Annotated in this window: 9 protein-coding genes; 7 read left to right on the top strand and 2 right to left on the bottom strand. The window is 68.0% G+C overall.

The window, feature by feature from the left end; translation table 11 throughout:
* Window positions 1–12: 12 nt before the first annotated feature.
* Both H3H36_RS02655 and H3H36_RS02650 read right to left on the bottom strand, forming a co-directional pair.
* On the bottom strand, window positions 13–1,221 hold the full coding sequence (locus tag H3H36_RS02655; protein ID WP_182213661.1) for a porin: 1,209 nt from the start codon (window positions 1,219–1,221) through the stop codon (window positions 13–15).
* A 77-nt stretch (window positions 1,222–1,298) separates the two neighbouring features.
* Window positions 1,299–2,315 carry an MBL fold metallo-hydrolase gene (locus H3H36_RS02650; protein WP_182213659.1) on the bottom strand — a complete coding sequence of 339 codons (1,017 nt, stop codon included), beginning with the start codon at window positions 2,313–2,315 and terminating at the stop codon, window positions 1,299–1,301.
* A 218-nt stretch (window positions 2,316–2,533) separates the two neighbouring features.
* Between H3H36_RS02650 and H3H36_RS02645 the strand changes: the two genes are divergently transcribed.
* The 7 genes from H3H36_RS02645 (at window position 2,534) to H3H36_RS02615 (ending at window position 12,908) form a co-directional block, all read left to right on the top strand.
* Complete coding sequence (locus H3H36_RS02645; protein WP_182213657.1) at window positions 2,534–3,331, top strand: cyclase family protein; 798 nt, start codon at window positions 2,534–2,536, stop codon at window positions 3,329–3,331.
* An 89-nt stretch (window positions 3,332–3,420) separates the two neighbouring features.
* Window positions 3,421–5,121, top strand: coding sequence for a DUF1302 domain-containing protein (locus H3H36_RS02640; RefSeq protein ID WP_182213655.1), 1,701 nt, complete (start codon window positions 3,421–3,423; stop codon window positions 5,119–5,121).
* Window positions 5,122–5,144: 23 nt separating this feature from the next.
* On the top strand, window positions 5,145–6,509 hold the full coding sequence (locus H3H36_RS02635; protein ID WP_182213653.1) for a DUF1329 domain-containing protein: 1,365 nt from the start codon (window positions 5,145–5,147) through the stop codon (window positions 6,507–6,509).
* Window positions 6,499–7,575, top strand: a complete 1,077-nt coding sequence (locus tag H3H36_RS02630) for a WD40/YVTN/BNR-like repeat-containing protein (protein WP_182213650.1) — start codon at window positions 6,499–6,501, stop codon at window positions 7,573–7,575. Before H3H36_RS02635 ends, H3H36_RS02630 begins: the two co-directional genes overlap by 11 nt.
* A gap of 4 nt (window positions 7,576–7,579) precedes the next feature.
* Entirely contained in the window at window positions 7,580–10,009 is a 2,430-nt protein-coding gene (locus tag H3H36_RS02625) for an efflux RND transporter permease subunit (protein ID WP_220459581.1), read from the top strand.
* Window positions 10,010–10,064: 55 nt separating this feature from the next.
* Entirely contained in the window at window positions 10,065–11,633 is a 1,569-nt protein-coding gene (locus H3H36_RS02620) for an AMP-binding protein (protein ID WP_182213648.1), read from the top strand.
* A 36-nt stretch (window positions 11,634–11,669) separates the two neighbouring features.
* Window positions 11,670–12,908 carry a thiolase family protein gene (locus H3H36_RS02615; RefSeq protein ID WP_182213646.1) on the top strand — a complete coding sequence of 413 codons (1,239 nt, stop codon included), beginning with the start codon at window positions 11,670–11,672 and terminating at the stop codon, window positions 12,906–12,908.
* Window positions 12,909–12,914: the final 6 nt, after the last annotated feature.

Below are 12,914 nucleotides of genomic sequence, written 5' to 3'. Positions count from 1 at the left end.
GCATCCTCCTTCTCAGAATACGAAATCAAGCGAAGCGGCCACCACGTTGACCGTGTCCTTCAATCCCGTCGCGGGGCCGTTGATCAGGGTGCCGGTCTTGGTCTTGGGCTTGACGCGGTCGAGCTGGAACTTCATGGCCACGTTCTTGGCGAAGTCCCAGCGTACGCCGACCAGGTCGGTGCTCTGCTCGGACGCCGTCAGCAGGCCGTTGACGACATTGAACAGGGCGCCGGCGGCCGGGAAGCCGGCCGGCAGCGTCACCGAGCGGCCATGCTGGGTGACGGCGGCGTGGCTGTAGTAGGGCAGCACCTTGCCCATGCGGTAGCCGAGCATGGCGTACCAGGCGTTGTTGTCGGGGACGTAGATGGGGTCCTTGGCGCGGCGCATGCCATATTCGGCCTGACCCACCACGTTGTTCCAGTCCAGCGTCATGCCCACTTCCGTAAACGTCACCTTCTTGCTGTTGTTGACCCCGATGTCACGGGCCAGCGTGGGGAAGCCCAGCGTGCTCAACGTCGCTTGCAGCTGCATGAGCGGAGTCACGTCGTTGCTGCTCATCTTCGCTTCCAGGTGGGCCACGCGCAGCGTGACGGGACCGTGCTCGATGGCCAGGCTCAGGCCCATGACCGGGGCGCGGTAAGTGCCCACCGTGCTGGTGCCGGCCGCCACCAGCTTGCCGCGGCTGACGCCGGCTACACCCTGGGCCGTGAAGTTGGTGTCGCCAAAGGCGTGCTGGTAGTTGAAGTCGGCGCCGTCGGCGCTCTCGATGGGGTCCTGGTCGTACATCTCGACCGGCGGGCGCATCATCGTGTTGGCGTAGCCCACGTTCTGGTAGTCCGAGATCAGGAAGGTCGGGAGCACGACCCGGCCCACGCGCACATTCAGTTCATCGCTGATCTTGTACTTGAGGAAGGCCCAGGTCAGGTCCGTGGTGAAGGTGGGGCTGGTGTTCTTGCGGGTCAGCACTTGCACCGTGCCCGACAGGTCATCGTTGACCTTGTAGCTCGCTTGCAGGCCCAGGTTGGTGTCGAGGCCGATGCGGGCCTGGTCGGCCACGCCTTCGTACTGGTTGTAGCGGGAAAATTGGGCCTTGTCGGTATTCGTCTTGGCCACGCCCAGCGTGCCGAAGCCGCCGATGGTGAGATTGCCGTCGTCCATGGCGCCCGCGTGGGCGCTGCCGAACGCGGCGCAGATTGCGCTTGCTAGTATGAGTCTTTTCATAATCCCCTCTAATTGCCCTTCACGTTAAAAACTCTTGGCGACCGACGCATGTACCCGCCTCGGCCAGCCAGGCCGCGCTAGTATTCCAGCAGGTCATGGCCGGCGATGACGGGGCCATGAAAGTATTTGCGCACGCCATCGGTGTATTGCCCGTGGTCCTGTTCGCCATCGAGTCCCGGCGAGAAGTGGGTCAGCACCACCGATTTCACGTTGGCCTTCTGCGCCATTTGGCCGATCTGCTCGGGGGTAATGTGCTGCGCTTCCATATGGTGGCGCATCGCCATCAGCGCCTGCGGCGGCAGCTGCATGCCTGAGGCGACTTCCTTCATGGACGCGTCCAGGTCGTTTACCTCGCACACCAGCACGTCGGCATCCTTGGCCAGTGCCGTCAATGCCTCGCTGGGGCCAGTGTCGCCGCAAAAGACGATAGCGCGGCCGGGCGTATCGAAGCGGTAGGAGTAGGACTTGTCGACGCCCGGCGCCGTGCCGGCGTAGTGCGTGTTCTCGATGGCCGACACCACGATGCGGTCGTCGCGGAACACGACGCCGGGCGCCTGCACGTCGTATCCCTCGAAGCGCCCGGCCACGGGGGCCATCGGCACGCCGGCGCGGAAGATGCGCTCCGAGACGGACAGGAACTGCTGCGCCACCTGCACCAGGGCCGCCGTCGGCGCCGGGCCGTAGAAGCGCATCGGCGGCGCGCTGGCGTCGCGCCGCTTGTTGTCCTCGACCCAGGCGAACGACATCAGCGCGCCCATGTCGGCGTTGTGGTCGATATGGTGGTGCGTGATGAAGACGGTGCGCACGTCCGACGGCACATAGCCGGCGCGCACCAGCTGGCGCGACACGCCGTTGCCGGCATCGATCAGGTAGGGCCGGCCGCCCACCACCAGCAGATTGGCGGGCTGCGAGCGGTCCTTGCGCGGTATGGGGCCGGCGCCCGTGCCCAGCAGGATCAGGCGGGTGCCGGCCGCAGTGGCCATCGCCGCCGGCGCGGCGCCCGGCGCCTGTGCCGACGCGCTTGCCGGCGCGGCCAGCATGGCCAGCAGCGACCAGAGAAGTGGCGCCCTGGCGCCTTGCAGTACGACTCGCATATCCACCCCTTTTATTGAAAATGAAGGCGATTCTGGCGTCGGCCGGGACATCTGGCTATCGGAATTCCGCAATGCGTGGCCAAGTGTTGTACGCGCCGGCATGAGGCCGGAATTTTTTTTGTTGGCGCGGTCTTTTGCGGAATTCTGATATCGCGGCAATCGCGCTGATCCGACACTACGCTTCCCATAAGACGCAATAACGAACAGGAGACTTCGGCATGACGCGCTTGATTGACTTGACTCAGACCCTGGACCCCGCCAACCGCGCCAGGCTGCCGCCGGCACTGGCCGGCGCCGCCGTGGTGGTGGCGCCGCGTATCGAATACCAGCATCCCAGGGAGCAGGGCGCGGACGAGTTCTGCAGATACCTGGGTTGCACCCATGACGACCTGCCGGACGGCGAAGGCTGGGGATCGGAAATCCTGACGGACATGTCATCGCACTGCGGCACCCACGTCGACGCGCCGCTGCACAGCGGATCGCGCATCGCCGGCGCGCCGGCGCGCACCATCACCGACATCGCCCTGGGTGAACTGTATCGGCCCGGCCTGGTGCTCGACGTGCGGCCCTGGGCCAAGCTGGGCGAGGAGATCACCGTCGCCATGCTGGACGCGGCGCTGGCGGCGACCGGCGCCGCCATCCAGCCCGGCGACGCGGTGCTGATCCGCACCGGCCAGGAGCGCTACAGCATGGACGACCCCGAGTACTACCAGCAGCCTGGCATGGGCCGCGCCGGCACGCTGCACCTGACGCGGCAGGGCGCCACCATCCTTGGCACCGACGCGGTGGGCTGGGACCTGCCGTTCGGCCTGATGGCGCGCAAGTTCCAGCAGACGAGGGACAAGGCCGTGCTGTGGGACGGCCACAAGGCGATCGTCGAGCGCGAAGCGTTCATCGTGCAGCAGATGACCAACCTGGGCGCGCTGCCGCTGAGCGGTTTCATGGTCGGTTTCTTCCCCATCAAGCTGGCCCATTGCAGCGCCGCGCCGGCTCGCGTGGTGGCGTTTGTGGACTGACCGCCGCGCCAACCCCTTCGTTATCACCCAACCCTAGAAAAAGAAGCCGGCCCGCGCCGGACTTCAACAAGAGAAACAGGAGACAGACCATGACTGACAAACACCGCTTCCAGCTGACCGCTCTGGCGTGGGCCGCGCTGGTGCTGGCCGGCGCCGGCGCCGCGCCGGCCCAGGCGATCGAGATCCAAACCGGCAATCCGGATGCCGTGCTGCGCTGGGATAATACGGTGCGCTACAACTACGGCGTGCGCATGAAGGCGCGCGATCCGGCCATCATCGGCAACCCGCAGGCCGACGACGGCGACCGCAACTTCGCCAAGAACCAGGCCGTCACCAACCGCCTCGATTTGCTGAGCGAACTCGATTACGTTGTCAACCAGAAGTACGGCGTGCGCGTGAGCGGCGCGGCCTGGGCCGACGCGGCCTACCGCAGCCTGGCGACGGACGCCAACAGCCCCGCCACCTACAATGGCCTGGGCGGCCCCAACTCGCTGTCCCCCTACAGCCGCCGCTTCGCCCAGGGCCCGTCGGGCGAACTGCTCGACGCGTTCGGCTTCGCCAATTTCGATGCCGGCGAGGTGCCGGTGTCGGTCCGTCTCGGCCGTCACACCGCCTTCTGGGGCGAGGGGCTGCTGCTGTATGGCGCCATCCATGGCGTGTCGTACGGCCAGTATGCGCTCGACATCTGGAAGTCGACCGCCACGCCGGGCACGGAAGCGAAGGAGCTGTACCGTCCCCGCAATGGCCTGACGGTGCAGGTCCAGCCCACCAGCGAGCTGTCGATCACGGCCCAGACCTTCTTCGAGTGGGAACCGGCGCGGGTGGCCGAGTCGGGCACCTACCTGTCCTCGCTGGACGCGGCCCTGCTGGGCGGGCAGCGCTTCGGCCCGTTTGCCCAGGGCAGCATGGTCTCGCCCAGGAAGACGGGCGACTGGGGCCTGTCGGCGCACTGGAGTCCCGAGTGGCTGGACGGCACGCTGGGCCTGTACGCGCGCCGCACCGCCGATATCGCCAACCAGGCATGGCTGGCGCTCGAGCCGGGCACGGCGACGGGCAAATACCACTTCAGCTTCGCCAGCGACATCTCCATCTTCGGCGCCTCGCTGGCCAAGACCGTGGACGGCGTCAGCATCGGCGCCGAGCTGAGCACGCGCCGCAACATGCCGCTGGTGAGCCAGAACGCGATCGCCACGGCGCTGCCGGGCGGTCCGCTGGTGGCCAGCAAGGCCCTGTGGGCGCTGGCCGACAACGGCGAAGTGCCCGGCGCGCGCGGCAACACGGCGCACGCGGTGCTGAACGTGGTGGGCGTGCTGCCGCATACCCCCCTGTTCGACATCGCCACGCTGACGGCCGAAACCACCTGGATGCGGGTGCTGAAGGTGACCTCCGATCCGTTCAACCTGTACAAGGGGACGGCCGCCTACGCGGCCGGCAAGACCTCGGGCGCGGCCAATATCGACGCCGTGACCCGCTCCTCGAGCACGCTGGCGCTGTCGTTCACGCCGTCCTGGCTGGGCGCGCTGCCCGAGCTCGACCTCTCGCTGCCGCTCAGCTACCAGGTGGGCCTGAGCGGCCAGGCCGCCGTCGCCAGCGGCGGGGCGGCCCATTCCGGCACCCGCGCCATCGGCATCGTGGCCGACTACAAGAACCGCTACAACCTGGCGCTGCGCTACATCGCCGCCTTCGGCCCCTATGCCACCACCCCGACCGGCATCGCGGCCGTGGCGCCCGGCTACGCGGCGCTGTCGGACCGCAACATGCTGGTGCTGACCTTCAAGACCACCTTCTAACACGACACGACGGAGACTGCATCATGTTCAAATCCTCACATCTGTGGGCCTTGCCCATCCTGGCCATGGCCACTGCCTCGGCCTTCGCGGCCGTCTCGCCCGACGAGGCGAAAAAGCTGGGCACCACCCTGAGCCCCGTGGGCGCGGAACTGGCCGGCAACGCCGACAAGACCATTCCACCCTACACGGGCGGGCTGACGACGGCGCCGGCCGGCTACCAGAAAGGTTCGGGCCTGCGCCCCGATCCGTATGCGGCCGAGAAGCCGCTCTATTCCATCACCGGCGCCAACGTGGCGCAGTACCAGTCGCGCCTGACGGCCGGCACCCGCGAGCTGCTCAAGCGCTATCCCGGCATGCGGGTCGACGTCTATCCCACGCACCGCAGCGCCGCCTATCCCAAGTACGTGCTCGATAACTCGGTCAAGAACGCCACTTCCGTGAAAGCCATCGACGGCGGCCTGGGCGTGCAGGGCACTTATGCCGGCATTCCGTTCCCGATTCCCAAGACCGGCAACGAGGCCATGTGGAACCACCTGCTGCGCTACGCCGGCCATTCCTACGTGGCCAAGTATGACTCCATCAACGTCAGTGCGTCGGGCAGCGCCGTGCTGGCCACCACCGGCGAGATCACGGTGGAATACCCGTACTACGACCCCAGGCGCAGCGGCACCTCCGGCGGCAAGGACATCTATTTCCGCACCAAGGTGGCCTATTCCGCGCCGGCGCGCCGGGTGGGCGAGGCGCTGCTGATCGAGGACTATATCAACCCGCTGGAGCACGCCCGCAAGGGCTGGCAGTACCTGCCGGGACAGCGGCGTGTGAAGCTGTCGCCGGACCTGTCCTACGACACGCCCAATCCCGCCACGGCCGGCACCTCCACCTTCGACGACAGTTTCGTCTTCAGCGGCGCGCTGGACCGCTACGACTGGAAGCTGGTGGGCAAGCGCGAGATGATCGTGCCCTACAACGCCTACAAGCTGTCCTATGCCAAGGATCCGTACGCCGTCACCACCCCCAAGCACCTCAATCCCGACTACCTGCGCTGGGAACTGCACCGCGTGTGGGTGGTGGAGGGCACGCTCAAGGAAGGCAAGCGCCACATCTATTCCAAGCGCACCTTCTACCTGGACGAGGACAGCTGGTACGCGCTGGCATCGGACGAGTTCGACGGGCGCGGCCTGCTGTACCGCTCCGGCTTCACCGCCTTCACGCCGGCCTACGAGCAGCCGGCGCCGGGCGCCACGTCGCAATTCTTCTATGACTTCGCCACCGGCAGCTACAACATCATCGGCTTGCTGGGCGCGTATCCGTTCGGCCTGAAATACACGGAAGGGCTGCCGGAGCGCCAGTGGACCCCGGATGCGCTGGGAGCGGCCGGTGTGCGCTAAGCCTGGCCGCAACGGCCTGACCGCCTGCGTCCTTGCCGCCTGCGTGCTGGGCGGGCTGGCCGCGGCCGGCGCCGGCCACGCCGATCCGCTGCAACGCCCGGCGCGCGCCAGCGCCCTGGTGGCGCGGCGCCAGATGACGGCGCTGGCCGCGATCGGCCCGAGCCGGCTGATCGCCGTGGGCCAGCGCGGCCACGCCGCCGTCTCCGGTGACGGCGGCGCCAGCTGGGCGCAGGTGGCGATGCCGGTCAGCGTCGATCTGACGGCGGTGCAGTTCGTCACGCCGCTGCAAGGCTACGCCGTCGGCCACGACGGCGTGGTGCTGGCCAGCGCCGACGGCGGCGCCACCTGGCGCAAGCTGCTCGACGGCGTGGCCGTCAACGCGCTGGTACTGGCGCAGCTGGCGGCGCAGCCGGCCGGCGCCGAGCGCGACCGCCTGCTGGCCGAAGCGCAGCGCAACGCGGCCGCCGGCCCCGACAAGCCTTTCCTGGACCTGTACTTCACCAGCGCCCGGGAAGGCTTCGTGGTGGGCGCCTACAACCTGATCCTGCAAACGCGCGATGGCGGCGCCAGCTGGACCAGCTGGTACGCGCGCAGCGACAACGGCGACAAGCTGCTCAACCTGTACGCCATCCGCGCGCACCGGGGGCAGCTGTTCGCGGCCGGCGAGGCGGGGCTGCTGATGCGGCTCGACACGGCCCGCCAGCGCTGGGTGCGGGTCGACACCGGCTATCGGGGCAGCTTCTTCGGCCTGCTCGACTGCGGCGACGCCCTGATCGCCCATGGCATGCGCGGCCACGCCGTCATCAGCCGCGACGGCGGCGCCAGCTGGCGCGCGCTGGCCACCGGGCTGCAGGGCAGCATCACGGCCTCGGCGCGCGGCGCGGACGGCAGCCTGTGGCTGGGCGACCAGATCGGCAAAGTCGTGGTGAGCCGCGACGGCGGCCAGACCTTCAACGGCATGGCGCTGCCGGCCAGCCAACCGCTGGCGGCCCTGCAAGTAAGCTCCAACAAGCTGGTGATGGCCGGGATGCGCGGACTGCGCAGCCTGCCATTGCCGAGGAATTGATCCCATGGTACTGACTTCTGTTTCCACCGAAATGCCGGTGGTCCGCGATCTGGCGGCATTCCCCATCCAGTCGGGCAACTGGCTGGAGCGGCTGATCTTCAACCACCGCCGGGCCTTCATGGCCGGCTGTCTGCTGCTGACGCTGGCGCTGGGCTGGATGGCCACGCGGGTCCAGGTCAACGCCAGCTTCGAGAAGATGATACCGACCGGGCACCCCTACATCCAGAACTTCCTGAAATACAGCGGCGACCTGCGCGGCATGGGCAACAGCCTGCGCGTGGTGGTCGAGAACACGCACGGCGACGTGCTCGATGGCCGCTTCCTGGAGGCGTTCAGGCACGTCAACGACGAGCTGTTCCTGATGCCGGGCGTGGACCGGGCCTGGATGAAGTCGGTCTGGACCCCGGCCGTGCGCTGGACCGTGGTGACGGAGGAGGGCTTCCAGGGCGGCCCCGTGATGCCGGACGGTTTCAACGGCGACCGCGCCAGCCTGGACCGGCTGCGCCTGAACCTGAACCGCGCCAACCTGGTGGGCAATCTGGTGGCCACCGACATGCGCTCGGCCGCCGTGCAGCTGCCGCTGCTCGAGCGCACCGCCACGGGCGAGCGCATCGACTACTGGCAGCTCAGCCGCGACCTCGATGGCTTGCGCGCGCGCTACGAGCATGGCCTGGCGCCGGACGGCAAGCCGTGGGGCGTGAAGATCCACGTGATCGGCTTCGCCAAGATCGTCGGCGACCTGCTGAGCGGCCTGGTGCAGGTGGCGCAATACTTCCTGATCGCCCTCGCGATCGCCGCCGTGCTGCTGTTCGGCTACACGCGCTGCATGCGCTCGACCTTCCTGGTGCTGGCCTGCTCCGTGGTGGCCGTGCTGTGGCAGATCGGCCTGCTGGCCGTATTCCACCTGGAGCTCGATCCGTATTCCATGCTGGTGCCGTTCCTCGTGTTCGCCATCGGCGTCAGCCACGGCGCCCAGAAAATGAACGGCATCATGCAGGACATCGCGCGCGGCACCCACCGCCTGGTGGCGGCGCGCTACACCTTCCGCCGCCTGTTCCTGGCCGGGGTCAGCGCCCTGCTGGCCGACGCCGTGGGCTTCGCCGTGCTGGTGCTGATCCCCATCCCCGTGATCCGCGAGCTGGCCGTCACGGCCAGCATCGGGGTGGCGGTGCTGGTGCTGACCAATTTGCTGCTGCTGCCGGTGCTGCTCAGTTACGTGGGTGTGAGCCCGCGCGCCGCGCGCCGCACCCTGGAGCAGGAGGAGCGCCAGCTGGCCGGCCAGCGCGGGCTGTGGGTGGTGCTCGACCACTTCGCTGAACGGCGCAGCTGGGCCCTGGCCACGCTGGTGATCGCCACGCTGGTCGGCGTGGCCGCCTACGGCGTGTCGACCCGGCTGCAGATCGGCGACCTGGACCCGGGCGCGCCCGAGCTGCGCGCCCAGTCGCGCTACAACCGCGACAACGCCTTCATCACCAGCCATTACGCGCTCTCGAGCGACGTGTTCGCCGTGATCGTGAAGACGCCGCCGGAGGGCTGCCTGCGCTACGCGACGCTGGACACGGTCGACCGGCTGGCGTGGGAGCTGCAGCAACTGCCGCAGGTGCGCATGACGCAATCGCTGCCGGACGTGGTGCGCCAGATCACGGCCGGCACGTTCGAGGGCAATCCCAAGTGGCTCACCATCAGCCGCAACCAGGATGTGCTGAACTACGCCGCCCAGCAGGCCAGCGTCAACACGCCCGAGCTGTTCAACACGGAATGCTCGGTCATGCCGCTGGTGGCGTTCCTGACCGACCACAAGGCGGCCACCCTGAGCGCCGTGCTGGCGGTGGTCGAGCGCTTCATCGCCGACAACCCCACCGACCCTAAATTGCTGCAACTGCTGCCCGCGGCCGGCAACGCCGGCGTCGAGGCGGCCACCAACATCGTCGTGCGCCAGGCCAATTCGACCATGCTGCTGTACGTGTACGGCGCCGTCATCGCCCTGTGCATGGTGACGTTCCGCTCGTGGCGCGCCACGCTGGTGGCGGTGCTGCCACTGGTGCTCACCTCCATCCTGTGCGAGGCGCTGATGGTGGCGCTGGGCATAGGCGTGAAGGTGGCCACGCTGCCCGTCATCGCGCTGGGCGTGGGCATCGGCGTCGATTACGCGCTGTACCTGCTGTCGGTGCAGCTGGCCGGCCAGCGGCGCGGCCTGCCGCTGCCGGTGGCGTTCGGCGAGGCGGTGCTGTTTACCGGCAAGGTGGTGGCGCTGGTCGGGGTCACGCTGGCCGCCGGCGTGATCACATGGGCCTTCTCGCCCATCAAGTTCCAGGCCGACATGGGCATCCTGCTGACCTTCATGTTCCTGCTGAACATGGTGGGGGCGCTGGTGCTGATCCCGGCCCTGTCGCATTTCCTGTTGAACGACCGGCACTTCGCCGCCAGGCGCTGACGAGGCGCGGCGTGCCGACATTTTTACTCATCGAACCATTGGAAGGAGGCCGCAGATGGCCATGATCGATTTTTTTGACCGGGGCTGGAGCATCAACCCGCACGGTCCCGCCTACATCCAGGACGAGCGCAGCTACAGCTTCAATGAAGTGGGCGAGCTATCGTGCCGCATCGCCAACGCGCTGCTGGCCACCGGCCTGCCCAAGGAGACCAAGGGCGCCGTCTGGGCCATGAACGACACCACGGCCTGGGCCTGCGCGCTGGGCCTGTGGCGCGCCAACATGTGCTGGCTGCCGGTGGGGGCGCGCAACGCGGCCGAGGAGAACCGTTACGTGCTCGACCAGTTCGACTGCGAGGTGCTGTTCTACCAGGCCTATTTCGCCGACACCATCGCCAGCCTGCAGGCGCAGCTGCCCAAGGTCCGGCACTGGATCTGCATCGACGGCGCCACGCCGCAGGTGCGCCAGTCCATCGCGCTGGACGACTGGATCGCCGGCCAGCCGGCCAGCAAGCCGCACGTGCGGGTCGACATGGACGACGTGGTGGCGGTCATGCCCACGGGCGGCACCACCGGCGCGCCCAAGGGCGTGATGAACACGCACCGCGGCTACCAGGCCGCGTTCGCCCACTTCCTGATGGCCTGCCCCTACGGCCCCGAGGAAAAGCCGGTGACGCTGGCGGCCGCGCCCATGACCCACACGGCCGGCCTGCTGTCGCTGCCCGTGACGTGCCGCGGCGGCACCGTGATCATCCTGTCCAAGCCCGACCCGGCGCTGATGCTGGCCGCCATCGCGCGCCACCGCGTGACCGAGATCTTCCTGCCGCCCACCGTCATCTATCGCCTGCTCGACATCCCCGACATCAACATGAAGATCGATTTCTCGTCGCTGCGCTACTTCATGTACGGCGCCGCGCCGATGTCGGTCGACAAGCTCAAGCAGGCGATCGAGGTGTTCGGCCCCGTGATGACGGGCGGCTACGGCCAGACCGAGGCGCCCGGCTCGATTTCGACCCTGCTGCCGGGCGAGCATGTCCACGCCGGCCGGCTGGCCAGCGACGCGCGCCTGTCCTCGGTGGGCCGGCCCAACCCGCTGGTGCAGGTCGAGATCATGGACGACGACGGACGGATCCTGGAGCGTGGCCAGTCCGGCGAGATCTGCGTGCGCGGCGACCTGGTGATGAAGGGCTATTACAAGGAGCCGGCCAAGACGGCCGAGACCATCATCGACGGCTGGCTGCACACGGGCGACATCGGCTGCATCGACGCGGAAGGCTACCTGCACATCACGGACCGCAAGAAGGACATGATCATCACGGGCGGCTTCAACGTCTACCCGAGCCAGGTGGAGCAGGTGATCTGGGGCCATCCGGCGGTGCAGGACTGCGCCGTGATCGGCGTGCCCGACGCGCAGTGGGGCGAGGCCGTCAAGGCGGTGGTCGAGCTGAACGCGGGCCAGCAGGTGACGGCCGACGAGCTGATCGCGCTGTGCAAGGCGCAGCTGGGCAGCGTGATGGCGCCCAAGTCGGTGGACTTCGTGGCGCAGCTGCCGCGCAGCCCGTCGGGCAAGGTATTGAAGAAGGATTTGCGGGCCAGCTACTGGCAGGGACAGGGCCGCAAGATTTAAGCGCAGCGTCAACATCAACTTCACACTGGAACAATCATGAGCACAATTTACATCGCTGGTATCTCCATGACCGTCTTCGGACGCCATCCCGACCGCAGCCTGGAAGACCTGGCCGGCGAGGCCCTGCGCGGCGCGCTGAAGGACGCCGGCTGCCTGCCGGAGCAGGTGGGCGCCGCCTACTACGCGGGCATCACCAACGGCCCGCTGCAAGGCCAGTTCGCCATTCCGGGACAGGTGGTGCTGGGTAAGATCGGCATCGACAGCATCCCCATCTTCAACGTCGACAACGGCTGCGCCGCCGGCAGCTCGGCCGTGCACCTGGCGATCCAGGGCCTGCGCGCCGGCGCCACCGACATCGCGCTGGCCATCGGCTGCGAAAAGATGAACATCGCCGACAAGCTCAAGGCGCTCACCGTCATGGAGGCGGGCTGGGACGTCTCGCGCGCCGACGAGAACTATGCGACGCTGATCAAGATGGGCGAGGGCGTGCCCGTGCCGGCCGGCAGCGAGTCGGAGCGCCCGTACAGCAAGTTCATGGCGATCTACGCGGCCATGTGCCGCTACCACATGAAGACCTTCGGCACCACGCAGCGCCAGATCGCCGCCGTGGCGGCCAAGAACCACGGCCATTCCGTGCTCAATCCGTATTCGCAGTTCCGCAAGCCGTTTAGCGTCGACGAGATCCTGGCCGCGCCGCCCATCACCTACCCGCTGACGCTGCCGATGTGCGCGCCGCTGTCGGACGGCGCCGCCGCCGTCATCCTGTGCACCGAGGAGGGCCTCAAGCGGCTGGGCGCGGACAAGTCGCGCTGCATCAAGGTCGCGGCCAGCGTGATCCGCAGCTTCAGCCACCGCCGCTTTGACCAGCCGGAACTGAACCTGGCCCGGCTGGCCGCCAACCAGGCCTATGAAATCGCCGGCCTGGGACCGCAGGACATGCACGTGGCCGAGGTGCACGACGCGGCGGCCATGGGCGAGATCATCCAGTCGGAGAATCTCGGCTTCGTGCCGCTGGGCGAAGGCGGACCGGCGGCCGAGCGCAACGAGTTCGCGCTGGGCGGGCGCCTGCCCATCAACCCATCCGGCGGCCTGGAATCGAAGGGCCATCCGCTGGGCGCCACCGGCATCGGCCAGCTGTTCGAACTGGTCACCCAGCTGCGCGGCGAGGCCGGCGCGCGCCAGGTGCAGGGCGCCCGCCACGCGATCCAGGAAAATGGCGGCGGCTTGATCGGCGTGGAAGAAGGTTCGGTGGCGATCCACATCCTCACCAGGTAACACGGT

It is taken from the genome of Rugamonas fusca (assembly GCF_014042365.1).
Classification (GTDB): Bacteria; Pseudomonadota; Gammaproteobacteria; order Burkholderiales; family Burkholderiaceae_D; genus Rugamonas; species Rugamonas fusca.
The sequence above is the reverse complement of the archived record's forward strand: the minus strand, read 5'-3'. Positions and strand labels throughout refer to the sequence as shown.